At 40.0% G+C, this 26,134-nt stretch carries 21 protein-coding genes and 2 pseudogenes; 10 read left to right on the forward strand and 13 right to left on the reverse strand.

Features of this window, described 5'->3' with window-relative positions; genetic code table 11:
- Positions 1 to 7: 7 nt before the first annotated feature.
- The 5 genes from yabQ to N1I80_RS21280 all read right to left on the reverse strand — a co-directional run bounded on the left by yabQ (position 8) and on the right by N1I80_RS21280 (position 3,927).
- Positions 8 to 475, reverse strand: coding sequence for a spore cortex biosynthesis protein YabQ (gene yabQ, locus N1I80_RS21255; RefSeq protein WP_340739802.1), 468 nt, complete (start codon positions 473 to 475; stop codon positions 8 to 10).
- Positions 472 to 768: a sporulation protein YabP gene (yabP, locus tag N1I80_RS21260; RefSeq protein ID WP_340739803.1), complete on the reverse strand. Its 297-nt coding sequence runs from the start codon at positions 766 to 768 to the stop codon at positions 472 to 474. The genes yabQ and yabP overlap by 4 nt, the downstream gene beginning before the upstream one ends.
- A 768-nt stretch (positions 769 to 1,536) precedes the next feature.
- Positions 1,537 to 1,800 carry a protein rep gene (locus tag N1I80_RS21270; RefSeq protein WP_445683716.1) on the reverse strand — a complete coding sequence of 88 codons (264 nt, stop codon included), beginning with the start codon at positions 1,798 to 1,800 and terminating at the stop codon, positions 1,537 to 1,539.
- Positions 1,801 to 2,296: 496 nt separating this feature from the next.
- Complete coding sequence (locus tag N1I80_RS21275; protein ID WP_340739804.1) at positions 2,297 to 3,175, reverse strand: hypothetical protein; 879 nt, start codon at positions 3,173 to 3,175, stop codon at positions 2,297 to 2,299.
- A gap of 461 nt (positions 3,176 to 3,636) precedes the next feature.
- Entirely contained in the window at positions 3,637 to 3,927 is a 291-nt protein-coding gene (locus tag N1I80_RS21280; protein ID WP_340739805.1) for an RNA-binding S4 domain-containing protein, read from the reverse strand.
- A gap of 214 nt (positions 3,928 to 4,141) precedes the next feature.
- On the opposite strand from N1I80_RS21280, the gene N1I80_RS21285 reads away from it, so the two are divergent.
- Positions 4,142 to 4,660 (forward strand): type II toxin-antitoxin system PemK/MazF family toxin, encoded by a 519-nt coding sequence (locus N1I80_RS21285; protein WP_340739806.1) that lies wholly within the window; start codon positions 4,142 to 4,144, stop codon positions 4,658 to 4,660.
- A 228-nt stretch (positions 4,661 to 4,888) separates the two neighbouring features.
- On the opposite strand, the pseudogene N1I80_RS21290 reads toward N1I80_RS21285, so the two are convergent.
- From N1I80_RS21290 to N1I80_RS21300, 3 genes and pseudogenes are all read right to left on the reverse strand, one after another.
- A pseudogene (locus N1I80_RS21290) lies at positions 4,889 to 5,047 on the reverse strand (DinB family protein); the annotation flags it as partial.
- A 217-nt stretch (positions 5,048 to 5,264) separates the two neighbouring features.
- On the reverse strand, positions 5,265 to 5,555 hold the full coding sequence (locus tag N1I80_RS21295; protein WP_340739807.1) for an RNA-binding S4 domain-containing protein: 291 nt from the start codon (positions 5,553 to 5,555) through the stop codon (positions 5,265 to 5,267).
- A gap of 92 nt (positions 5,556 to 5,647) precedes the next feature.
- Positions 5,648 to 5,827 carry a MazG nucleotide pyrophosphohydrolase domain-containing protein gene (locus N1I80_RS21300; RefSeq protein WP_340739808.1) on the reverse strand — a complete coding sequence of 60 codons (180 nt, stop codon included), beginning with the start codon at positions 5,825 to 5,827 and terminating at the stop codon, positions 5,648 to 5,650.
- A gap of 467 nt (positions 5,828 to 6,294) precedes the next feature.
- Between N1I80_RS21300 and N1I80_RS21305 the strand changes: the two genes are divergently transcribed.
- Both N1I80_RS21305 and N1I80_RS21310 read left to right on the forward strand, forming a co-directional pair.
- On the forward strand, positions 6,295 to 6,585 hold the full coding sequence (locus N1I80_RS21305; RefSeq protein ID WP_340739809.1) for a hypothetical protein: 291 nt from the start codon (positions 6,295 to 6,297) through the stop codon (positions 6,583 to 6,585).
- The gene (locus tag N1I80_RS21310; RefSeq protein ID WP_340739810.1) at positions 6,576 to 7,208 is read left to right on the forward strand and encodes a hypothetical protein; all 633 of its coding nucleotides are present in this window, start codon (positions 6,576 to 6,578) and stop codon (positions 7,206 to 7,208) included. The genes N1I80_RS21305 and N1I80_RS21310 overlap by 10 nt, the downstream gene beginning before the upstream one ends.
- A 284-nt stretch (positions 7,209 to 7,492) precedes the next feature.
- Here the strand turns inward: N1I80_RS21310 and N1I80_RS21315 are convergent.
- Together N1I80_RS21315 and N1I80_RS21320 are read right to left on the reverse strand one after the other, a co-directional pair.
- A pseudogene (locus tag N1I80_RS21315) lies at positions 7,493 to 7,783 on the reverse strand (RNA-binding S4 domain-containing protein).
- Positions 7,780 to 8,025 carry a hypothetical protein gene (locus tag N1I80_RS21320; protein ID WP_445683675.1) on the reverse strand — a complete coding sequence of 82 codons (246 nt, stop codon included), beginning with the start codon at positions 8,023 to 8,025 and terminating at the stop codon, positions 7,780 to 7,782. Before N1I80_RS21320 ends, N1I80_RS21315 begins: the two are co-directional and overlap by 4 nt.
- A 316-nt stretch (positions 8,026 to 8,341) precedes the next feature.
- Here N1I80_RS21320 and N1I80_RS21325 point away from each other — a divergent pair, with 316 nt between their 5' ends.
- Together N1I80_RS21325 and N1I80_RS21330 are read left to right on the forward strand one after the other, a co-directional pair.
- Positions 8,342 to 8,647 carry a hypothetical protein gene (locus N1I80_RS21325; protein ID WP_340739811.1) on the forward strand — a complete coding sequence of 102 codons (306 nt, stop codon included), beginning with the start codon at positions 8,342 to 8,344 and terminating at the stop codon, positions 8,645 to 8,647.
- The gene (locus N1I80_RS21330) at positions 8,638 to 9,264 is read left to right on the forward strand and encodes a hypothetical protein (protein ID WP_340739812.1); all 627 of its coding nucleotides are present in this window, start codon (positions 8,638 to 8,640) and stop codon (positions 9,262 to 9,264) included. Before N1I80_RS21325 ends, N1I80_RS21330 begins: the two co-directional genes overlap by 10 nt.
- 305 nt (positions 9,265 to 9,569) lie before the next feature.
- Here the strand turns inward: N1I80_RS21330 and N1I80_RS21335 are convergent, their stop codons facing one another.
- Genes N1I80_RS21335 through N1I80_RS21345 form a run of 3 tightly spaced genes read right to left on the reverse strand, consistent with a single transcriptional unit; the run spans position 9,570 to position 12,911 of the window.
- Positions 9,570 to 9,860 carry an RNA-binding S4 domain-containing protein gene (locus tag N1I80_RS21335; RefSeq protein WP_340739813.1) on the reverse strand — a complete coding sequence of 97 codons (291 nt, stop codon included), beginning with the start codon at positions 9,858 to 9,860 and terminating at the stop codon, positions 9,570 to 9,572.
- The gene (gene mazG, locus N1I80_RS21340) at positions 9,857 to 11,314 is read right to left on the reverse strand and encodes a nucleoside triphosphate pyrophosphohydrolase (RefSeq protein ID WP_340739814.1); all 1,458 of its coding nucleotides are present in this window, start codon (positions 11,312 to 11,314) and stop codon (positions 9,857 to 9,859) included. Before mazG ends, N1I80_RS21335 begins: the two co-directional genes overlap by 4 nt.
- 1 nt (position 11,315) lies before the next feature.
- Positions 11,316 to 12,911 (reverse strand): putative polysaccharide biosynthesis protein, encoded by a 1,596-nt coding sequence (locus tag N1I80_RS21345; protein WP_340739815.1) that lies wholly within the window; start codon positions 12,909 to 12,911, stop codon positions 11,316 to 11,318.
- Positions 12,912 to 13,336: 425 nt separating this feature from the next.
- Between N1I80_RS21345 and N1I80_RS21350 the strand changes: the two genes are divergently transcribed.
- The 5 genes from N1I80_RS21350 (at position 13,337) to N1I80_RS21370 (ending at position 26,076) form a co-directional block, all read left to right on the forward strand.
- Complete coding sequence (locus N1I80_RS21350) at positions 13,337 to 15,664, forward strand: Ig-like domain-containing protein (RefSeq protein WP_340739816.1); 2,328 nt, start codon at positions 13,337 to 13,339, stop codon at positions 15,662 to 15,664.
- 295 nt (positions 15,665 to 15,959) lie between these two features.
- On the forward strand, positions 15,960 to 18,518 hold the full coding sequence (locus N1I80_RS21355) for a LuxR C-terminal-related transcriptional regulator (protein ID WP_340739817.1): 2,559 nt from the start codon (positions 15,960 to 15,962) through the stop codon (positions 18,516 to 18,518).
- 188 nt (positions 18,519 to 18,706) lie between these two features.
- Entirely contained in the window at positions 18,707 to 20,440 is a 1,734-nt protein-coding gene (locus N1I80_RS21360) for a leucine-rich repeat protein (RefSeq protein ID WP_340739818.1), read from the forward strand.
- Positions 20,441 to 20,699: 259 nt separating this feature from the next.
- Positions 20,700 to 24,422: an InlB B-repeat-containing protein gene (locus N1I80_RS21365; RefSeq protein ID WP_340739819.1), complete on the forward strand. Its 3,723-nt coding sequence runs from the start codon at positions 20,700 to 20,702 to the stop codon at positions 24,420 to 24,422.
- A gap of 262 nt (positions 24,423 to 24,684) precedes the next feature.
- Positions 24,685 to 26,076, forward strand: coding sequence for an S-layer homology domain-containing protein (locus N1I80_RS21370; RefSeq protein WP_340739820.1), 1,392 nt, complete (start codon positions 24,685 to 24,687; stop codon positions 26,074 to 26,076).
- Positions 26,077 to 26,134 lie beyond the last annotated feature (58 nt).

Genomic DNA, 26,134 nt, shown 5'->3' on the forward strand with positions numbered 1-26,134 from the left:
TTATATCTCATTTCTCTCTCTTATTAAAGAAGTTTCCAGAAATGATACGGAATAGTTTAACAAATGGTGTGAAAAGGAATACAACAGCCTTGATAAGGATACGAAAGATTTGCCGAATAATCGAGATGACGAGCCGAGCAATAAACCATAACGGTTTAATGAAGACCAGCAAAATGATTCTGCCAAGTAAACGGAATGGCTTATAAAAAAAACTAGCATACAGTAGCAGTCCACTAATCTGGGCAAATGGGTCATACATCCGCCACGCTCCATCCCGAACAAGGAACAAGATGAAAAATGTTCCACATCCAGCAATAACCCACCCGATCCCCTCAAACCAAACCGCATGCTTTCTGATGAATGACTTCTTTCCAGCATGCCCAGTCGCCGTCCCAATCATATCCATGAATGCTCCAGCAACAATACCTGTCCCAATCATTGCAAGCAGGCTAAGAAACTGAACGGATAGACTCATCCAAACAATTTATGGAGGAAGTTCCGCGAACCTGTTTCTTCTTCATCGTATTGGATATTGGCAACCGTTCCCTCCAATGTGAGAAGTCCTTTATCGACATCGAGATGGACGATGCGTAGCTCCTCTCCGCGTATTTGCAGCAATCCTTGTGATGTCCGAATCAGAAATTCCTCCTGATCAAAGCGGTCGATTGATTTTACCGATGTAATATCCATCCTTTTTCTGTTGCGCATTGTTACGACATGTTCACCTGATGGGATTGTGTACGTAGGACTGTCCGTTTGGAATTGCATATGATACTTCCCCCTTTGCTTGTATGTTCACAGTCATCTTATGCTAATGACTAAAAAAACATGACAGGAGAATTTCTCTGTCATGTTGGTTAAGTTCATATCTATTGATGAACTTTTTACTTGCATAAAATACCGGTGAGAAGGGATTGAAAAATCCTATTTTCACTGAATCATTTCCGGTTCGCTTTCGGCGAGCTATTCGCGACATAATTACCGAGGAGGAATTGCAGTTCATTCCTCCCCGGTAGAGCAAGTATGGCTAGAAGCGACTTTGTCACTTCTAGCCATACCTTTTTCGGTCATCTTGTTGTGAGTGGTTGCCTGTCACGTACCTACAATGATTAAGTGAAAAATGCAGGTGTTTTTGCTTTGAAAGAAAAGAATTGAGGAACTTTTATAGGGAGTGTAAGTGCCCGAAGATACAATTTCGGGCACTCTCGCACATTGTACAATCTGTTCCTTCTTTACTTTCTTAAAATAAAAATAGAAATACTAATAGGGAAGGCTTCAGCAGCCAAAATTGTAGCTTTACAAATGCTACCAGCCCCTCTCTCAAAACTGGAAATCAACAATCATTAGTTCTCGAATTCAGAGCTATGACTGAACATCTTCATCAAGTGCGTAATATCGGTCCCTCTCTTTATCTGATGGTAGCCGAACGTTTTCCGAAGGGAATGCGTCCCGATATTTCTAGGTCCTTCCAATCTAACTTACGTCGATCCCAGCATGCACTATGTTAGATTCAAATGATATAAGAAAAAAACAGACCTAACAAAAACAGCCTAAACCCTTTTGTATCAAAGGTTTAGCTGTTCTTATGAATCTAACATATTTGCATTTTGTTAGATTCATAACTCTTAAACTTTGATCTAACTCTTCACCGTCATACACGTTTTTCACCGAAAGAGTAAGGAACAGCCATTGACATGTCGGTTTGTGTTTCATCGACTTCCTCCAATTACACATTGGACATAACGGCGACTTACAGAACCACACTTTAAACAATTTACTTTCTAAAGTCTGCCTGTCCATTTTGTATTCCAAAACTTCCGCACACGCCTTCACACGCTCGGCTTTCTTGAAATCAAGAAAGCCGAGCAGTTCAAAATAACTGACGTTCGCTATCTTTTTCGCACGCCAGTTGGGCTTTGCCCAAACCCTCGCCGGTAGGCAGAGACAAACGTGGTTTGTTTCAGTGCCAAGAGGGTTCGGGTGCAATCAGTTTGTCAATGTCTTTCCGCTCCGCTACCGCGGAAAGACATTGACAAACGCTACGTTAAACAACTTGTTCAGATCATACTAAAAAACTCAAAATGGGTTGATAACAGTTTCCGCTGTTATCAACCCATTTGTTCAATCATTTTTTTACATTATCTTTCCCCCCGACAAAATACAAAGTCCCTAAGAACCCTAATAGTAGAACTACATTCGTCGCGATAGGGATTTCATTTATATAGTTATTCACTATAAAGAATATCTGGATTAGTATAAATACAACACACAAAGAAATTAGTATTCTTTTCTTCATTTAGCAATTCCAACCAAGATGGGTTCGCCTTCCGTTAATATTATCTCTAGCTACATTTGCTTTATGAATAGTATTAAAGTATGAATATAACGTAGCTACAGCTCCAGCACCTGGAACAGTTTTAAGTACATTTTTCAAAATAACTTTAAAAGTAGATAGGCTAACACCTTTTTTAGAGGCTTTAATAATCTGGTCTATCGCCCCAACCCCAATAGTATTAATTACAGCATTTTTTTCTTGAGTAACTAAACTATCAACAAGCTTTGCATATTCATCAAAATTCTTATCAGGAAGATCTACGATTATATCCAAAGTTCCCACTCTAGAAATCCCTTTATTAATTTTGTAATTTCTAGCATAGGAATGTCCTGATAACTTTGAAATCGTTTTACCAGTATAACCAGATGGCCAGATTTCGCTGCATCTCGCCATAGCTTCAATATTGGGGTCTAAATCATTATTTTCTCCCAGATTTAATTCAACTTGTTCTGTACTTTTATCCATGCCGTCAAATATATTTAGTGTTAATATATCGCCATTTAAATCAATACTAGTTTCATAATCTTCTACTAGTACTTTTCCATGACTATTAATTTTATACTTTTTAGTGTAAATGATATCGCCAACAGTTTTTTCATGATACTCAAAATCTATTTTATTTTCTACTGTGCGATATATCATTTCATTTTGTTCGTCTTTAATAATTTCTAACCCACTATCAAGTACTTCTGGAGTGTAAATCTCTAAGCCCGAATTAAAATCAGAACTAAAATCTTTTTCGTGCCAACCCAATGCATTAACAGGTTGTACTATTCCAAATGAAATGAAAAACATAAAACAAAATCCTACAGTGAGTACTTTAAAAATTTTATTAAACATCAAATTCCTCCTCCATTTAATTTCCAATAACTAAACATTACCATACCTTTTTGGGAAATTGTTGTTTTTTGGATTAATTGGGCATTTAGGTAGAAGAAGGAGGAGAAAAAACAATTTGTCAATGCCTTTTCTCCTCCTTCTTAAGCCCCTTGTGCCGCGTGCAATTGCTGAATTCGCTTAATCCCAGCACCCCATTTCTTTTGCAATAGCTTTGTTTTTTTATCCTCATATTTCCATTGTGTTAGATTAATATTTTTGAGTGAACTTAAATACATCTACTTCTTTAATTCAAGTGTGTATGCAGCATGTGCTTCTAGTTGACATAACACGAGGAATCGGCAGCTACGTAGTGTATCCACATTTTTGGAGAGCAATTGATGAATAAACACCAAAAATTATCGAAAAAATGTGTGGGGATGCTATAAAGTCGCATCCCCACACATAGCGCTCAGCTTACAAAATCAATCTTCATCATCCACAAATTCCAACTCCACTTTTTCCAACTTCTCTTCTTTTAAAATCGTATACATCGAAGCTGCGTCTTCTTTTTTCGTTGATTCTTTCAATAAATTGATCTTCACCGTGACAATCTTTTGACCGAAACGGATCGCCAATTCATCGCTTTCTTTGACGACAGAGGAGGCTTTTGCCACTTTGTCATTAATCGTAATACGGCCTTGGTCGGCTACTTGTTTTGCGAGTGTCCGTCGTTTGATCAAACGGGATACTTTTAAGAATTTATCGAGTCTCATTGTTGTTCCCTACCTTTCGCTAATTGCCAAAATGCTTCAAGTTCGTCGAGTGTATAGTCGACAAATTCTCCCCGACCTTCTTTGACACTTGTTTCGACGAATGAAAACCGAGAACAGCGCAGATGAATAAATATTTGAACGATAGAGCAGAAACCTTGTCAATATAATGGTATCTTAAAAGAATCAGCATGCCAGTGTAAAGGGAGTCGATAAAATGAGATTACAAAAATATTTAAAAGAAAAATTAGATGAACTTGAACAAATTGTTTTGGCATTGGGGGAGAAGAGAAAAAACATGTTTGTTAATTGGCTGCCTCGACATAATAGTTTTTTAAAGAATGAGGCTACTTATGACTATTCGAAACATATAGTATATAAACGCGGGATGGTCATTCATGTTGATTTTGGATTTCGTGTTGGCGCGGAGTATGGTGGTCTTCATTGGGTGGTTGTTATTCAAAATGACGCTAAATCGGCCCGCACCTTGGTAATTGTCCCCTTATCCTCGTTAAAAGAAGGGGAGAAAACACATCGTAATGATGCATTTCTAGGAGTTATAGAAAAGCTAAATGAAAATGAAGCAGAAGCTTTGCTTGGTCAAATTACAACAATTAGTAAAATGCGTATTAAGCCAGGTCCAATATATAATTTAACTAATGATCAACTAGATGAGATTGATCGGAAAATAATCGAAAGATACGTTAGCCCTACTATGAAACGTAAATTGATGTAGTGACTGACTAATTTATTGACTTAGTGTTTTAAAGGGTTTACAATAAAAAATATAGCATATACTAATACTGCCCTTTGAGAGTAATCTCAACTGCGGCCTTTAAGATTTTTTGTATACAGCCTTTACGGCATTTAGAAAGAGGTCACCTTCGGGTGACCTCTTTCTTTTCTTTTAAAATCGTATACACCGAAGCCGCGTCTTCTTTCTTTGTTGCGACACTTTTCAAATTCAGTCCCAGATCATGGGTCTTTCCAATCCAACCATTCTTAAGTATTGTAAAAATTGACCTGCATGGACTGCATCATGGTAAGCAATCCGTAAAAGCATGTCGCCTAAATATCGTTGGTAGCCGACATCACTTCGGTCAATCATTCTGGATTCTAACTCCTCTACAGTGAGGGATTGAAATTAATGTAGAAGGGAATAAATTGGTTTAAACCTATCATAGTCAGATATTTCTGGGTGCTTTCTTTAAATAGGCGGGAGCCAGGCACCGCTACAATTCGCGGAAAGCGTCCGCCTGAAGCACAAATCAACCTTGTTCGGATTGTAAGGCTAATTGTCCTATTATGAAATTGATTCACGTAGCGCCCAGTTTACAAAATCAAGCTTCATCATCCACAAATTCTATTTCCACTTTTTCCAGCTTCTCTTCTCTTAAAATCGTATACATCGAAGCTGCATCTTCTTTTTTCGTTGATTCTTTCAATACATTGATTTTCACCGTGACGATCTTTTGCCCGAAACGAATCGCCAATTCATCACTTTCTTTGACGACAGAAGAGGCTTTTGCCACTTTGTCATTAATGGTAATGCGGCCTTGGTCGGCTACTTGTTTTGCCAATGTCCGTCGTTTAATTAGACGGGATACTTTTAAAAATTTATCGAGTCTCATTGTTGTTCCCTACCTTTCGCTAATTGCCAAAACGCTTCAAGTTCGTCGAGTGTGTAATCGGCAAATTCGCCACGACCTTCTTTGACACTTGTTTAGATGAATGAAAACCGCGAACGAAACTTATGGTTGGCGTGGACCATCGCTTCTTCCAGGGATAGCTTGAGAAACCGGGAGATATTGACGATGGTAAATAGCACGTCACCGAGTTTGTCTGTTTGGCTTTCTTTAGTACCATTCTTCACTTCTTCATGAAATTCCTTCCATTCCTCCACAAACTTATCTAAAGTACATCAATTGCCGGCCAATCAAAGCCAACTTTCGCCGCCCCTTTTTGATAATTAAAGGACGTTAACAGGGCAGATGAGTATCAATCTTGCCCGTCCAACAACGATTCTACCTGCGGCTTCTCGCTTTTTCAAAATACTATATTTTATTCGTACTTCAATTTAGATAAAGTGGTGGACCCTACAACTAAGATTGCGGAAGTCCGCAATTCTAGTTGCGGGATTATTGCGGGAAATTTGCGGTGGAAAGTTTCGAGTCTCGTGCTAAGGTTATTTGTAAGCAGCTGCTGTAATATGAGTTTTTCTTTATCCTAATCCTGATTTGATAGTTATCAGGATTTATAAACATCAAAAACTGGCTTAGGATTCATTTTTACACGTAACAAAACAGGAAGAAATATAACGTGCTGGCATGTTGGACTTAACAATTATATGATTAGAGAGGGGAAATTTTTATGGGTTGGGCTTCTAGTATTCAAAATGCTGCAAAACAGACAGTACAGGATCAAATTTGGCCTGTTACTATTGCTACTAGCGCTATTGGTGGTGCAGGTGCGGCAGCAAATGCAATAAATAAAAACAAAGTTAGTAATCATGTTTCCAATATTAGTAATGTTAAATTACCAGTTGCAAATGTTGGAAAAGCTGTAGCTTCTACAGCAGTAAAAGGAACCGGTATAGGTTTTGCAGTATCTGTCGGAGTAAATTTCGGTTATCGTTTAGGACAAGAAAGAGCATGGTGGTAAAAATAGCTTCATTTGAACTTAATATTTCTTCGAAAATTAAAAACCTTAGTATTTGTTATTTAAAAGAAAAAAAATTATTTACAAAAGAATGTTTTTATAATATAGAAAAAAAACACTGGGAAGTTCATGTTGATGATATATCTATTAATTCACTTTATTTCTTCAAAAAAAATGATAATTACTTTTTAGATCCAAATAATCCAGCTCTTAAAACCGAAGGAAATATGTGTTATTCAGTCTATGGCGATAAAATAAAAATAGAAAAAGAAATTATATCGGTAAATTGTTCTATAAACAATAAAATAATCCTACATCATAGTATACCAACAGTTTTTTTAAATGAATCTTTTATATCATTAAAATTAGATATGATATTTAATAAATATAGTTATAAAAACTCTCATATAATAACTATAGAATGGATTGGTCCAAAAGAAACATATTATATAATGGACAACTATTTGGAAGTTCCTAAGGGAGAAACTAAAATTAGTGTAAATCCTCATTTAAAAATAGATCCTTCTACTATGAAACTTGGTATTTGGAATGCAAGAATATTAATTAGCAATGTTCTTGTTAAAGAACTTGAATTTAAGTTATCTTCAACTACATATTCAACTTAGGTAGGTGAATAATAATTTGGTATTACCACGCATTAGGATATTATCTTCTTTTTATCATAGCTGCTTATAGTTCTTTATATGCAACAAGATCGTCCGTAAAGGGAGCACCGAAAACTTCTCACAAACTAATCACTAAAATAGCATTGATAGTTTCAGCTATAGCTACACTAATTTTTATGTTATTTTATTCATTTGGATATAAGTTTCCATTTGAATAATGATTAGAATCCAACAAAATATGTAGGGATGCGCCATTGTCGCATCCCTACACTTTGTTTACAAACTCAATCTTCATCATCCACAAATTCCAATTCCACTTTTTCCAGCTTCTCTTCTTTCAAAATCATATACATCGAAGCTGCGTCTTCTTTTTTCGTTGATTCTTTCAATAAATTGATTTTTACCGTGACAATCTTTTGACCGAAACGGATCGCCAATTCATCGCTTTCTTTGACGACTGAAGAGACTTTTTCCACCTTGCCATTAATGGTAATACGACCTTGGTCAGCTACTTATTTTGCGAGTGTCCGTCATTTAATTAGACGGGATACTTTTAAGAATTTATCGAGTCTCATTGTTGTTCCCTACCTTTCGCTAATTGCCAAAATGCTTCAAGTTCGTCGAGTGTATAGTCGGCAAACTCGCCCCGACCTTCTTTAACACTCGTTTCGACGAATGAAAACCGTGAACGGAACTTGTGATTGGCGTGGACCATCGCTTCTTCCGGTGATAACTTGAGAAACCGGGAGATATTAACGATGGTAAACAGCACATCACCAAGTTCGTCTGTTTGGCTTTCTTTTGTACCATTCTTCACTTCCGCATGGAATTCACTTCAATCCAGAATGAATGACGGCCCCCGCAATGTTTAATTGCGGGATTGTTGCGGAAGTCCGCAATTCTAATTGCGGGAAATTTGCGGTGTAAAGTTTCGAGCCCCGTGCTAAGGTTATTTGTAAGCAGCTGCTGTAATAAGAGTTTTTCTTTATCCTAATCCTGATTTGATAGTTATCAGGATTTATAAACATCAAAAACTGGCTTAGGATTCATTTTTACACGTAACAAAACAGGAAGAAACATAACATGCTGACATGTTGGACTAAACAATTATATGATTAGAGGGGGAATTTTTTATGAGTTGGACTTCTAGTATTCAAAATGCTGCAAAAAAAACTGTTAAGGATCAAATTTGGCCTGTTACTGCTGCCGCTAGTGCAATTGGCGGAGCAAGTAACGCCGCAAGTAAGGCTACAAGTACAATTAATCAAAACAAAGTAAACTCACACCTCAATAATGTTAAAGATCTTAAATTACCTGTTACTAAAAATATTGGAGCAAAAGTAGCCTCAGCAGCAGTAAAAGGTACCGGCGTGGGATTAGCGGTATCTGTTGGGGTGAATTTTGGTTATCGTCTGGGACAAGAAAGGGCATGGTGGTAAAGATAGTTTCTTTTTCCCTTTTTTTATCTGAAAGTTTGAAAAAACTAAAAATTTATTATATGGATCAAGAAAGATTAATTTCGGAAGATTGTTTGTATAATGAAGAAAGAAACTGCTGGGTGATAGATATTCAGGATATGCCTAATAATACGTTGTATTATTTTGGTAAAAACGATAATTATTTTTTAGACCCTAACAACCCGAATATTTATATAGATGGTAATATTTATTATTCAGTTTATAAAAAACAACCGAAACTAATAGAGGATAAATTCATAGTGAATTGTAAAATAAATAACAAGGCTGTTTTAAGTAATTATTTACCTACTGTTTTTCTTAATGACCCTGATATATCTTTACAATTAGACATTGCTTTTAATAAATACCTTAAGAAAAAAATACATATAATTACTATTGAATGGATTAGTCCACAAGAAACTTATTATGTAATGGATAAACTATTGGAAATTGATGAAGGTGAAACTAAGATTACTTTGAATCCACATTTAAAAATAGATCCATCTACTATGAGGCAAGGGATTTGGAGTATAAGAATTCTAGTTAGTAATTTTCTCGTTAAAGATCTTCAATTTAAATTATCATCCATTACATATTAATATTTAATATGTAGATAAGCAGGTGAATTGTATTGTGGTATTACTATACAGTGGGGTATTATCTTTTCTTTGTGTTAGTATTGCTTAGCTCCCTTTATTTTGATAGAATTACTACAAAAAAAGGGGATCCAAAAACTCATCACAAAGAAATTATTGGAATGACTCTGAGATGGTCTTTTGTATTAACACTAATATCCATGTTGTTCTATTCATTTGGATATAAGTTTCCATTCGAATATTGATTAGAATCCAACCAAAAGTGTAGGGATGCGCCATTGTCGCATCCCTACACTTTATTTACAAACTCAATCCTCATCATCCACAAATTCTAGTTCCACTTTTTCCAGCTTCTCTTCTTTCAAAATCGTATACATCGAAGCTGCGTCTTCTTTTTTCGTTGATTCTTTCAATAAGTTGATCTTTACCGTGACAATCTTTTGACCAAAACGGATCGCTAATTCATCACTTTCTTTCACAACCGAAGAAGCCTTTGCCACCTTGCCATTGATGGTAATGCGACCTTGGTCGGCTACTTGCTTTGCTAATGTCCGTCGTTTGATTAGACGGGATACTTTTAAGAATTTATCGAGTCTCATTGTTGTTCCCTACCTTTCGCTAATTGCCAAAATGCTTCGAGTTCGTCGAGTGTATAGTCGGCAAATTCACCCCGACCTTCTTTGACACTTGTTTCGACGAATGAAAACCGTGAACGGAACTTGTGGTTGGCGTGGACCATTGCTTCTTCCGGGGATAGCTTGAGAAACCGGGAGATATTGACGATGGTGAACAGCACGTCACCAAGTTCGTCTGTTTGGCTTTCTTTTGTACCATTCTTCACTTCTTCCTGGAATTCCTGCCATTCCTCTGTAAACTTATCCAAAGCACCGTCAATCGTCGGCCAATCAAAGCCAACTTTCGCCGCCTCTTTTTGATAATTAAAGGACGTTAACAATGCAGATGAATATCGATCTTGCCCGTCCAGCAACGATTCCACCTGTGGCTTCTCACTTTTTTTAATATCCTGCCAATTTAGCAACACTTCTTCCGAGTTCTCTACGCTTTTATCACCAAAAACATGTGGATGGCGGCGAATCATTTTCGCACCAACAGACTCCAAAATGTCCTCCATCGCAAAATAGCCATCGTCTTCGCCAATTTGTGCATGTAGGAACACTTGTAGCAACACGTCACCGAGCTCTTCAATGACCGCATCATCATCCTGTTGCTCAATTGCTTCGAGTAGTTCGTGTGCTTCCTCTATTAAATAGCGTTTCAACGATGCATGTGTCTGTTCACGATCCCAAGGACAGCCATCAGGCGCACGTAATGCAGCGATGATTTCACGGAACGTCGACCAATCCTTCAATCGCCCTTCGCGTTCGAGCACAGGCGGAACGTAGACTGTCGTCAAGTTATCGATTGTTGTTACATGATCCAGCTCAAATAACGGAACTGTACTTAGTTTTTCGCCTGTAGAGCCCGCTGCCGTCACAATCGTTACGGGATGGTCGTATGCATATTTCTCCATCAATGATAGCTTCACTTCAGACGCCACAAACGCATCATACACTTGTCCAATCAGGACATGCTGCGTCATCTGTACATCATCGCGTTTCATATCTGTACCGTCGAGCAGTTGAAAACCCTCGATTGGATCAATGCGTAGCGCCGCGAAAATCGGGTCTAGAAAACTATTTCCCCCGGCAATATTCAGCTCGACAATGCCTGCCCGTTCTTTTTCTACTAATAGTTGTACCGTCCGTTCTGCCACTAACGGATGCCCCGGCACAACATACGTAACCGGTTGTTCGGCACACATTACCAGTAGCTCCTCAACAATTTCTTCGTACACTAACTCGAATGCATCATGTTTTTCATAAATCGCATCGAAGCTTGTCAGCATGACTCCCTCAGCTCTTAATTCCACAATCGCGGGGTGTTGGTCTGTGCGTGCAACGATGGTAGTTGCTGCTTTTAGTTGCCGATAGGTCCCGAGGGCGAGTTGGTCTAAATCGCCTGCACCGAGACCGATAATTGTTAATGGATGCATATTAGTCACCTTTTCTCTGATTCAGTCGTAATTGCAATGTAGCTAAACGTTTGCCGAACGGCAAGAGATACCATTCCTTCTCTGCCATTATACGCGATTTCATAATAACGAGCAGGAAAACGGACGCACCTAGTGTAACAGCTGTCAGCGCAATGACTGTCGCCCCCATTCGACTTGATAACCCAGCGAATAAAAGCCCATCCGCCACGACCATCCATGGTAAAACAACTGCAATCATCAGTGCAGTTGCCCCCATGACCCAACCGTAAAATCGGCGAGGTGCAAGCTGAATAGGATAGACCTTTTTAAAATACAGAACGAGTCCTAGTGTAATGACCGCGAAACCGATATTGCCTGCAATCGACGCCCCCGTGACGTCCCATAGAGGAACCAGTAACTGATTGGCAATCACTTTTATAACCAATCCACCCATCAGTAACAACGTCGGGATTTTCACTTTTCCTGCTCCTTGCAAAATAGCGGTGAGCGGTAAAATCAATGACAGCCAAAAGATTTGTAGTGAGAAAATAATCAGTGCAACAGACCCCGCACGTGTTTCAAAAAGCATTTCATTGACATAAGGCAACACAAGTGCGAGTCCTGCCGCAGCTGCCCAACCAAACAAAAATGCCGTCCGGAACGTCAGGCGGATGAAAGGCAAAGCCCCCTGCCCCGCCTTTTTCGTCGAGTGATGCGCAATGAGAGGCACGATGGCAAGTGCCAATGTCGATGCAATCAGAATACCCATTTGCACGAGCGGCTGCCCGCGGTCATAAACACCTTTCATCTCCATTGCAGCATCCTGCGCAAAACCATTTGTCAGCAGAATATTGTAAACGGTAAATGAATCGACAAGCTGAAACAGTAGAAGAATGAGCGAACTGGCGCTGACACTCAAACTAACCACCGTCAACTCTTTGACGACGCCCCATGTATCTACTTTTTCCAAAGGGCCTTTAAACGTATTACGGAAATACAGTGCCAAAATCACAACACCCGCCGTTTCCCCAACAACCGCCCCCCACATCGCCACCTCGCCAGCTACGTACAACGAAGCACCTGCACGCACGGCAATCCATGTCCCAACTAAAATGACCACGACACGAAATGCCTGCTCACCAACGCCCGACACCGCGACAGGCACCATCCGCCCTTCCGATTGAAATGAACCCTTCAATACCGCAAGCGCCGGCATGACCAACACAATATAAGCGCCTGCACGCAATAATGTCACTAGCTCCGGATCTCCCATCGCACGTGCAAAAAATGGTGCAAAAACCGTCAACACCACAAAAAACGTTAACGACAGCACAAGCAAATAGCTAAACGCCACTCGCATCATCGCCTTCGCCTCGCCACGACTCGCACTGCCTGCCAGCAATTTCGACACCGCTACCGCGAAACCATACGACGTCCACACAATAAAAATTCCGATAAACGGATACACCTGTTGGTAAATGTAAAATCCTTTATCGCCCACTAGGTTTTGAAACGGCACTCGATACACCGCACCAAGCAACTTCACAATGATTGCCGAAATCGTCAGGATCGACGCACCTTTCATGAAATTTTTCATATTCCAATCCACAGCAGACATACCCGACCCACTTTCTTTTATATATGTTGAATTTATGATTATGACATAATCACCAGCGAAGGCGACTACCGGGGTAGCCGAAGCGATAAGACAAAGGAGGGAGGCATCCCCTAGTGCCAAGCGGCTTTAATAGGATTCTTTAGTTCAAATTATATAGTATACCACTAGTCATATTTGATGATGGATTCCAATAAAACAGATGGCTTTTAACTAAAAAATTTCCGGACTATTAACATTTGTCAATAGTCCAATTATTTATAATATCTTAAACTAAAGGTTATTGTATTTCATACCACTTTATGGCACTGACTAACCAACACACATACCCATGAAGCAGTATTCCTATCAGATATATAATGACGTGAAGACAAACGGCCATGTTCCATATTTATTTTTGAAGTCTAAATAAGAAAGGGGAAATAAAGATGGAAACAACTAAAAAAATAATAATTGCTTTAATGGCGATTGTTTTAATGACACTTGGTAATATATCAGAAAATGGGGGCGGTGCTCCATCTGCTTTTGCAGCTATAACTACTCCCTTTTCCCAGGATGGTATAGGATCTAGTCATATTCAAATGAGAGTAAACGGAGTGGAAGGTACAACGTTTACCGACTATCAAAATTGGCCGAGTGAGTTCACAAAGGGATCATCCTCCTTTGCAGGGGGCGTCTTTGATGGTGAAAATGTTTGGATGATTCCTTATAATGCTGATCATTTGGTGAAAATTAACTCAACGACAGGGGAGATGACAGCGTATAATAATTGGCCAGCTGGTTTTACAAAAGGGAGTAACGCCTTTGCTGGAGCTATCTTTGATGGGACTGATTTATGGCTAATTCCATTTATCGAAAACCAGGTAATACAAGTGAATGGGACTACCGGAGAGATGACAGGTTACAGTAATTGGCCAGAGGGCTCTCGGGGTAGTGATCAGTTTGTCGGAGGGTCATTTGACGGTACACATATTTGGCTTACTCCTTATTCTGGTAGTCGTCTTATTAAGCTTGATACACGTACAGGAGAAATGGCGGCATATAGCAGCTGGCCAAATGGAACAATTCTTGGCTCTTACCCCTTTTATGGGTCTATCTTTGATGGGACTGATATATGGTTAATACCTAATAATGCAGATCGACTTATCAAAATTGATCCATCAACTGGGGACATGACAGGATATAATAATTGGCCAAGCGGATTCACAAAAAGTGCCGACGCGTTTTCGGGAGGCACGTTTGATGGTACGAATATTTGGCTCATCCCTTCTAATGCTACTCACGTTTTAAAGATTGATACGACAACTGGGGACACGACAGGTTATGCCAACTGGCCAGAAGGATTTACTAAAGGTAGTGGAAGTTTTGCTGGTGGTGTGTTTGATGGTGAAAATATTTGGATGATTCCATCTAACTCTAGCTCATTAGTAAAAGTGAATGCAAGCACAGGGGTAATGACCAGCCACAATAATTGGCCAACTGGATTTGCAAAAGGAAATAATGCATTTTTGGGTGGTGTGTATGACGGAGAAAATATTTGGATGATCCCTTTTATGGCCGACCGAGTGCTTACATTTGGGAGTAATACTACGATCGATTATGTACACTTAATTACTGATATCCATGTCCCAGTAAGTGCAGACAACGCTAGCGTCCACCTACCACTGAACGTTGACGTATCGTTAAATGACATGACAACAACGAGTCTACCTGTAGTATGGGATAGCGGTGACCCAATATTTGATGCTAACACACCTGGAGACTATGAATTTACAGGGGATTTAACGCTACCACCAGGCGTGATGAATCCACAAAAAATTACGGCGGAGATAAAGATAATTGTAAGTCCGGCAATTGTAGCCGAAGTCGCACAAATTGCCGATATCCGCGTGCAAAATGGGACGGATTTAACGCGTGTCAGCCTACCATCAACTATCGCTGTCACATTAACTGACAAAACAACCGAAAATGTATCCGTAAATTGGGACGGTGGGACGCCTGCCTATAACAGTCGAAAAGCTGGTACTTATCGCTTCCAGGGGCAGCTGGATACACAGATTGGAAACCCTGATGGCGTAATCGCTGAAGTGAACGTCATTGTTCGCCCAAGGCCAACACCACCGCCGATCAACATCCAATCAACCCTAATGGCCAATCAAACATTAACAGAAGAACAACTAGATGGCAGCACCATCACGGTCAATGTTTCCGATACCAACTTCATGATGTCCTTAGCACCCGAGTACTTCACACTACAAAACGCACCGGCTGGCTTGACGATTCGTGAAGTGCAACGAATTAGCTCATCACAAACCGAAATAACATTAGCTTTTGATGGTACACGATTAGAACAGGACTATGACCTTGGCTTGATGATTCACAACGCAGCACTGACAAATGGTTACAACATTGTCACGAACAACTCACTCACTATCCAACGGAGTGACATTCCTTATAAGGTCATTGTCAAAGAAGGTACCTTTGAGCCGACGAAAGTATGGACGGTCAAGTTATCACACGAAGTAGAGATATCAACAGTACAAGATGCTTTGTATATCGTTGACGCTGAAGGCAACCCTATCCCTTCCACTTTTACAAGTGAAGGTAGCAATATCTTCATCCAACCGCCTACTGAAAATTATATAGATGGAACGTACACGTTATACATTACAAGCAAACTGAAAAATAAAAACGGCATCCATTTGAAAGAACCAATTCAAATGATCTTCACTATTGAATCGATTGAAGTACTATAACACCATAAACGGCCCTATACTCAATCTACGAGTATAGGGCCGTTTTATTTAGATTGAACTATAGGAATTCATCATCATTTTTCGACAACCATTCATATTTATCTGAAATGACTAATCTATTTATTCCTTATTATTTCATTTCTATTAAAAAAGGCACTTACGCATATTGATTCCCCGCCTCCAATCACTCATCCCCTAACACCAGAGGGCTCAAGGAATATTCCCAATTCAATGATAACTAAGTCGAGATATAGTAGTATAGAATTACAAGCTAGTAGAGAGGAAGTCATGACTGATGGAAATGGTTTGTTTGAATTCGAAAATAACCGTGCCACGTGTCGCATTAGAAGCCGTTGAACGACAACGGTTATTTGATTTACTACACTATGATTCAAAAAAAATAACGATTGTACGCGCTCCAGCAGGCTATGGCAAAACAACATTACTAAGTCATTGGTTCAGTCAATTCGATGACTCGGTCGCATGGCTATCAATCGATACCGCCGATAATGACCCGATGCGGTTTTGGCGATATGTCATACATACCGTAGCAGATGTAACTCAGCGTGACGTGAGTGAAACATTATTACCCCTCTTCAATTTGCAACCACAGCTGCCATTAGAGTTACTAGTGGATACCTTTTTAAACGAACTGGATACCATTCCAAGAACAGTTCAAATTGTGATGGACGACTATCATTTAATTGACAACGATACGATTCATGAAATGATGACTCGATTCATCGATTACTTACCGAACAATGTACATGTGTATATGACCAGTCGAGCAGAATTGCCACTCCCCATCACAAAATGGCGGGTGAAGTCATGGCTTTCCGAAATTGGTAAGGAACAATTGCGCTTCACCTATGAGGATATTAAGCGTTTCTATGAAAAGAAAAACTTGGACTATAAGGACTCTGACTCCCTGCGATACGTGTTGGATCGGACAGAAGGATGGGCAGCAGGGATTCAATTGATCGGGCTAACAATCGATATGTCCAAGCAAAATAATAGGATAGTCGATCCGTCTCATACAACGCATCCGTTTATTACGGAGTTTTTATTGAACGAAATTCTAGCGACACTCCCGCTAGATGTACAGGATTTTCTAGTCCGTACTTCACTTTTACATCTACTCGATCCTGCAATATGCAATACATTGACGAATCGATCAGATAGTGACGCTATTTTGCTCGAGCTTGAAAAAAAAGGGCTATTCATCGTCCGTTTACATTCGAGCCAGCTTGTTTTTCGCTATCATCATATGTTTATGGATGCCTTGCAAATTGAATTGCGAAATCGCTATTCAAAGGACAAGATTGCCCTACTCTATAAAGAAACAGCCACGTTGTTGTACGATACAGGGGACGTGCATACGGCAATTGAGCTTGCGCTTGCAAATGGTTTCTATGAAATAGCAGATACGTGGATAGCCGCTCATATTGTCGAACTATTTGAATCCGGTCAAACATCGACGTTTCTGCGTTGGGTACAGACCTTATTGAACAACAAATACGCAGTTCAACCCGAAACGTTGGTCATGTCTGCGCTTATGTTAACCATCGCCCATAAGCTGACAGAGGCTAGACAGCTCTTATACGACTTGGAACAAAGACAAACGGAAAACCAATGGATGAACAAAGTGGAATACGAAAATATTGCACGTAGCTATAAGGCTGTAAAGGCATATGCACTCATCGCAAGTGGTGAGGATATTGAACAAGCAACGGAAATTATTCGCGAAAAATTGCATGGTGGGTTTGTCGATGCAAAATGGGACGCACTCTCCCTACAATATAATCGATTCGAGCCAAAGATTTTACATACAAGCATTGGATCTCGTGGCAAGCTATGGCCCGATGAAAAATCACTTCCTTTTTTTGAATTATTGCGCCAGAGTGAGTTTAACAAGCAAAATATGACCGGATTTAGTTACGGATTGCGTGCAGAGACTTTATATGAAAGAAACCGTGTGGATGAGGCCTGGACAGAGCTAAAAGCAGCTCTCAAGTATGGGCATACTTTTCAAGACCCCGGTTTACTAATTCCGATGTATCTCCTGCAAGCACGAATATACATGACCAAAAAGCAATTTTCTACTGCCTATACGCTACTAGATCACGCGCTAGACAGTGTAGAAGAATCGCATTGGCTAAGTCCATTATTCTCTATGAAAGCTTATGGTTCTTTAATAGAAGGAGATATTGCACTGGCAGAAGCAGCACTCTACCAAATGACGAATATCAATAATAGAAAGGCTGAGTCAGGACAAGCATTCTGGTTATTGGTACACATCCGTCTTTTATTGGCCAAAAAGCAAGGAAAGGATGCATTGCTAGTCATTCTCCAAGTAAAAGAAAAAGCGCTACAAGAACAACAAATTTCAATCCTGGTTGAAGTAACTGTACTGGAAGCAAGCTGTCAACTTATTTTGTCTGATGAACATGCGGCGCTTGAGGCACTGCATGAAGCGTTAGAATATGGTGCTCCTTATCATTATGTAAGGACTTTTCTTGATGAATTAACAATCATTCCGCTGTTAAAAAAGTATAGGAAAACACGTAAAAACGGTATCAATGCCCAGTGGAATTTGGTACCGCTTTCATATATTGAACAGTTATTAGCCTATCATCAGAAGGATTCCATAGAGAATACAGAGGTAAATGTCCTCACACCACGCGAACAGGATGTCCTAAGATTGCTAGCAAGTGGCGCTGCCAATATCGAAATTGCTAGTCAGCTAGCTCTTTCAGAGGGCACTATACGCATTTATTTGTCGAGAATCTATAGTAAACTCGGTGTCAATTCACGAACGCAAGCCGTCCTTTTGGCGAAGGAATGGGAAGAGTAAACGATGATAGATTAAAGGTCTTTATAACCACTACTAAAGTATTGATAACATTCCTCAATATAGCATGAAACCACATCTACTTTTATGATTAAAGGAGATGTGGTTTTTGTGTTTTCTTATTTAATAGACAAGACACCCCCTGTCCAATTGATAACTTATACTCTTTGACTAAAAAAGGAGGAATTCAAATGAAGAAAAAATCTATCAGTTTCATCCTATTTACGATGTTATTTTTTTTAGTAATCCTATCCTATGGGCAACCATCTCATGCTAGTGAAGGTGATTATACTGGGGTTGAAAACATGGATTCAACCGGAAGTCCTGATGGAACAGTAACGATTACAGGGTATACAGGTTTAAGCAAAGATATAACGATTCCAAATACATTAGACGGTAAGACTGTGACGAGAATTGGGGATTATGCATTCCAGGACAACCAACTCACGAGTGTTAAACTACCGGACAATTTGACGGCCATTGGGTTTGAGGCATTCTTTAACAATCGACTCAAAAGCGTTACACTGCCAAACACTTTGACAAGCATTGGGATTGGGGCATTCCAATACAACCAACTCACAAGCGTTACACTGCCGGACACTTTGGATATTATTAGGGTATTGGCATTCTCCAACAACCAACTCACAAGCGTTACGTTTCTGTCCGATTCGACAAGGATTGCGGAACAAGCATTTTCCTCCACTCAAAATGCTACTGACTTTACCATTTATGGTCATACTTCATCTACAGCAAAAGAATATGCTGATTTTGAGGGGCATCTGTTTAAAGCTATCACCTATAAAGTGACCTATGATGGAAACTACAATACAGGTGGTAGCGTTCCCGTCGATAGTAATGAGTATAAGAGACAGACAGCGGTTACAACGCTAGACAATACCGGTCAACTTATTAAGACAGGGTACACGTTTAACGGTTGGAATACCTTAGCTGATGAAATGGGAGATGATTATCCTGTAGGTTCTTCGTTTCAAATGAAGGAAACAGATGTGACATTATACGCAAAATGGACGGCTGACACAATTACAAGTGTAGAGACACTTGCCGATATCCGTGTACGATTCGGTATAAATTTAACAGATGTAAACCTACCACTTACTATCGCGGCTACACTCACTGACAGCACAACCGAAAATGTAGCTGTGATTTGGGACGGAGGAACACCGGCCTATAACAGGCAAAAAGCTGGCACCTACACGTTTCAAGGGCAGCTGGACACGCAGATTGGCAATCCGAATGGTGTGATAGCTGAAGTGAATGTCATTGTTCGCCCAAGACCTACACCACCGCCACTCAATATCCAAGCAACGATGACGGCGAATGAAGAGCTAACAGAAGAACAACTAGATGGTAGCACCATCACGGTCAATGTTTCCGACACGAATTTCATAATGTCCTTAACACCCGAATACTTTGAACTACAAAACGCACCAACAGGCTTGACAGTAAGCGAAGTGAAACGCATTAGCCCGTGGCAAGTCGAACTAACTTTAGCCTTTGACGGCACGCGCTTGGCACAAGATCATGACCTCGGTTTGATGATTCAAGGGGCAGCACTGACAAATGGGTTCAATATTACCACTAACAATTCACTTCGAATCCAAAAGGCCGAAATTCCTTATAAAATCATCATCAAAGAAGGCATATTTGAACCGACAAAAGTATGGACGGTAAAACTATCAAATGAAGTAGACGCTGCAACTGTACAAGATGCTTTGTACATCGTTGACGCAGCAGGCAATCACCTTCCGGCTACTTTTACAAGTGAAGGTAACCAAATTTTCATCCACCCACCTGTTGAAAATTACGAAGATGGAACGTATACGCTTTACATCACAAGTAAACTAAAAGACAAAAACGGCACCGATTTGAAAGAACCAATTCAAATGATTTTCACCATCAAATAACGAGAAATCCGCCACTCTTTAGGGAGATGGCGGATTTTTATTTTTGGTCGTACGAGCGTGAAACACTACCTAGGCAACCTTATAAAATTGTGCATTGGAAAAAATTATAGGTATTAATAATTATTTTAAGCAAACTATTAACATTCCTCAATGGTGCAAAAAAATATTTACGTTTAAGTTAAAAGTATGGCACTTTTATCTGAATTCAACAGAAGACCTGCCACTTCTATAAGTGACGAAGAGAAAAGGAGAAATTAAAATGAATAAAAAATTGATACGTTTTGTCGCAATGATGATGTTACTTTTTGTAATCAGCCTTTTTCAAGAACAATTAGTTTTCGCTGATGACAAAGATTATGAATGGATAGAAAACAATGATGAAACCGTAACCATTAGAGTGTACAAAGGTTCGGACACTGATGTGATAATCCCGGATATGTTAGACGGTAAGACAGTAACTGGAATTGGTATTGGTGCATTCTTAAATAAATTAATCACATCCGTAACGTTTCCAGCTAGTTTAACGAAAATTGATAATCAAGCATTCAGAAGCAGTCGACTCACAACCGTGACGTTCCCGCCCGGTTTAACGAGTATTGGTGAAGACGCATTCGCCAACAATCGACTCACGACCATAACGTTGCCAGATAGTTTAATAAATATCGGGAAACATGCATTTTCTAATAATCAACTAACAAGCGTAACCTTACCAGACAATTTAACGAGTATTGATAATTATGCATTCGCTACTAACGAACTAACAACCGTAAAGTTACCAAAAAACTTAAAGAGTATAGGAGAACATGCATTCTTTAAAAACGTACTTACATCTTTAGAGTTACCACCTGATTTGACGAGTATCGGTGAGTACGCATTCTCTCAAAACCAACTCATCAAGGTAAATTTCCCTTCTGATTTAAAGGTGATTGGTCATTATGCATTCAATGAGAACAAACTTACAACTGCAGAGCTACCAGCTGGTGTGGCAAGTATTGGGGATTATTCATTCTATCAAAACGCACTTACATCCGTTAAGCTACCATCCGATTTGACGAGTATAGGTGAGTATGCATTTTTTGGGAACAAACTAACAACCGTAGAGTTCCCATCTAGATTGAAGAGTATCGGTGAGTACGCATTCTCTCAAAACGCACTTACAACGGTTAAGTTTCCATCTAGCTTAACGAGTATTGGTAATTATACATTCTTTAAGAACGAACTTACATCCATAGAGTTACCACCTAATTTGACGAATGTCGGTGCATATGCATTTTATTCTAACCCAATAACAACCGTAACGTTACCAAGAAATCTGAGGTTTATCGGTAACGGGGCATTTCTTAACGACCAACTCACAACCGCGAAGTTTCTGTCTGAAACTGTGTCTATTGGAGATGGTGCATTTAGCAGGCATTCAGGGGTTGGAGATGTTACTATCTATGGTTATTCATCATCATCTGCTAAAAATTACGCATTTAATAAAGGTCATAAGTTTATACCCTATTATAAAGTAATCTATAACGGAAACGGCATGACAAGCGGTAGTGAGCCAGTCTACAGTAATCCATATGAAAAAGATGCAGAGGTTACGGCATTAGACGACGGAGGAATGCAGAAGGTGGGATTTACTTTTGACGGTTGGAATACCCTGGCGGATGGAACTGGAGTAGACTATGCTGTAAACGAAATATTTAAAATGGGAGAAGAAGACGTGACGTTGTATGCTAAGTGGATACTTAACAAGTATACGATTGAGTTTGATTCAGCAAACGGTAGTGTCGTAAATGAAGTTACTGCAAATCACGATACTAAAATCAGTGCCCCGACACCTCCTGTCAAAGAGGGTCATACATTTATGGGATGGTATACAGATGTAAATGATTTAGTACAGTGGAATTTTGACGAGGATAAAGTTGGAAAAGATATGACACTGTATGCGAAATGGGCAGTAGACAAGTATACGGTTAAGTTTAATCCAAACAATGATAGTGTTATAGATGACGTAGATGTAGATTACGGTACTAAAATCAGTGCCCCAAAGGCTCCTGAAAAATCACATCATACATTTATGGGTTGGTACACAAATACAGATTACTTGAACATATGGGATTTTAATTCTCATCCAGTTCAAGGTAATATAACGTTATATGCGAAATGGACGGTCAACAAGTATACCGTCACTTTTGATTCTAAAAATGGTAGTACTTTAGATGATGTTATAGCAGATTATGCAACTAAAATTAGTATCCCTACGGCCCCTGTAAAAATAGGTTATACGTTTTCCGGTTGGTATAAAGATGCAAGTTTCCAGAGTCCGTGGGATTTTTCGGTTGATGAAGTACAAGACCATATCACGTTGCATGCAAAATGGCAATATACTGTCAAGTTCGATACTGATGGGGGCAGTGCTATCGTAGATGCGCTTGTCGATCCCGATGCTTTGCTCAGTCCACCTCCTGTTCCTACAAAATTAGGTCACATATTTGTCGGTTGGTATACTGAGGTAGAGTTGACAAAAGAGTGGGATTTTACAGCGGAAAAGTTGCAGGAGGAGATGACGCTGTATGCAAAGTGGACAGTCAACACGTATACAATCAGGTTTGAGTCCGCACAAGGTAGTGTTGTAGATGAGATATTGGCAGACTATGATACACAAATCACCGCTCCAACTGATCCGATGAAAGCAGGTTATAAGTTTGAGGGGTGGTTCACGGATGCTGACTTAGTGACCGCATGGGATTTCACAGCGGACAAAGTGCAAGAGGATATGACGTTATATGCAAAATGGCAAGCAAATACACATACAATCATGTTTGATTCGCAGGGCGGGAGCGTTGTTATTGATGATGTGGCAGACTATGATACACAAATCAGCGCCCCAAAGCTTCCGACAAAATCCAGTCATACATTTGTTGGTTGGTATACGGACGCAACCTTAACGACTGCATGGGATTTTGCAACGGACAAAGTGCAAGCGGATATGACCTTGTATGCAAAATGGAGAGTGCGGCCAACACCCCCACCAACACTCAACATCCAAGCAACAATGACGGTGGACCAAGCACTGACAGAAGAACAGCTAGACGGCAGTAAACTCACGGTTAGTGTTTCGGACACGAACTTCATGACGTCCTTAACACCCGAACACTTTGAACTACAAAATGCACCAAAAAGCTTGACGATTCGTGAAGCGAAAAGGATTAGCTCGTGGCAAGTCGAACTAACTTTAGCCTTTGACGGCACGCGCTTGGCACAAGATCATGACCTCGGTTTGATGATTCAAGGGGCAGCACTGACAAATGGGTTCAATATCACCACTAACAATTCACTTCGAATCGAGAAAGGTGAAATTCCTTATAAAATCATCATCAAAGAAGGCATATTTGAACCGACAAAAGTATGGACGGTAAAACTATCAAATGAAGTAGACGCTGCAACTGTACAAGATGCTTTGTACATCGTTGACGCAGCAGGTAATCACCCACCTGCTACTTTTACAAGTGAAGGTAACCAAATTTTCATCCATCCACCTGCCGAAAATTACGCAGATGGCATATACACGCTGTACATTACGTCCGCATTGAAAGATGCACAGGGGCGCTCGTTAAAAGAACCAATCAAAATGATTTTCACCATTGAAACGATTGAACAACCTGAACTAGAAGAAATTTATAAAACGATTATAGAAGAAGGTCTATTCCCGAGTGATAAAGTCTGGACGCTGGATCTTTTGATCGACATCGATCCAGCCACACTAGAAAATGGGGTGTTCTTGGAGGATGCAAATGGCAACATCGTTCCCGTCACCTTTACAATTGATGGCACAAACATCATCGTTCAGGCTCCTGTAGAGGGCTACGAAGCGGGAACGTACACGCTTTACATCACCAGTCAATTGAAAGATTTGCATGGCATTCCTTTGCAAGAACCAATCCAAATGACTTTCACCATTGAATCGGTTATAACAGCAACAAAAGAATGACTAAAAGCAGTCTTGTGTTCGCTATGTGAGCACAAGACCTCTTCATTTTTAACAGACTATTTTCCTGCTAATCAATCGCAAGACGCTAACACAAAAATAGTAGAAAAGAATCACTAACATTCGTCAATATCCTAATACACCACAATTCCGTATACTAAGGATATGCTATTTTTATATTCATAATTTTTCTGGAATACTTAAAAAGAAGCATACACAAACGACTCATGTACTCGTACCAAACAAAGACTAGGAGGAGAGAATTATGAATTACATCAAATCGACATTACGACATCTTTTCGTAGCTGTACTATTACTACAGCTCATCGTATTCCCACTAAACAACGCAAGCGCGGATACATCACCCGCTCTTGCAATCGACTATCTCGCATTAGGGGATTCATTGGCAGCTGGCATTGACCCAAATGGTGAGCTTGGAAATGGTTATCCAGACTATCTCGCTGAATCGATCAAAGCACAAGGGGTTTTAAGCTCTTATAATAAAGGCTTTTCATACCCAGGCTACACAACGACTAACGTTTTAGAAGATTTAAAAGCGAACGTAACAAAGGATGTATATGGTGATGGCTATCCAGAAAAAACAGCACAGCTGCATAGCTCAATTGCCTCGGCAGAAATCATCACACTCAGTGTCGGAGCAAACGATGCACTTGCAAGCCTGAACATCAACCCGGATACTGGTGCCATAACTGCCGATCCGCTACAATTAGTTGCGACCATCCAAAAAATAGGGGCGAATACAAAGGAAATTTTGAGCCATATTCAGCAACTAAACCCAGATGCAAAAGTATACGTGATGGGCTATTACAATCCATTCCCTCATGCAGCACCTGACATACAACCAACGCTTACACAATTACTGCGATCACTAAATGGTGCCATTCAAAAAGGGATGGAAGGAACAGACGCTATTTTTGTACCAACTGCCGATATTATTGCACAAGATTATGCCGCCCATCTTCCGAATCCGAAGAATATCCATTTAAGTGAAGTAGGCTATCAAAAAGTAGCCGAACAATTTTGGGCTACCCTGCAAACGACTTATCCATGGACGGCAACGACACCTATAACACTACCAGCAACACCGACTTTATTCACTGATATCGCTGAGCATCCAGCAAAAGAGCAGATTGAAAAAGCGGTAGCAGCAGGTCTCGTCAGCGGCTATGCGGACGGAACATTTAAACCTGACAACCACTTGACGCGCGCACAAGCCGCCTCCATCCTTGTTCGAGCACTTGGTTTAAAAACGGATGAAGTAGCGCCGTTCAAAGACATTAGTAGCTACGCAGCTGGCACACAGGCCGACATCAATGCAGCCTATACATTTGGGCTCGTGAAAGGTAATGAAGGTAATTTTTCACCCTCAAACCAAGTCACACATGCACAATTGGCCTTGATGATCGAACGTGCCTACACACTTACAACAGGTGTGAAATACAAAGCATCCAACAAAGCACCCTTCTCCGACTTCGGAAGCTACAACGAAGACACAGTCAATGCCATCTCCATGCTGTACGAGCAAGGCCTTACAACTGGTGAAGACGGAAAATTCATGCCGAGCAATCCCACAACCCGTGCATACGCAGCAGTAATTCTAATTGGTTTCATGGAAAAAGTACAAGAAACTAAATAAGCTAATTAAAAAATAGTCTATCATTCTCCCATGGGAGTGATAGACTATTTTTGATTTT

It is taken from the genome of Sporosarcina sp. FSL K6-3457, assembly GCF_038007285.1.
Classification (GTDB): Bacteria; Bacillota; Bacilli; order Bacillales_A; family Planococcaceae; genus Sporosarcina.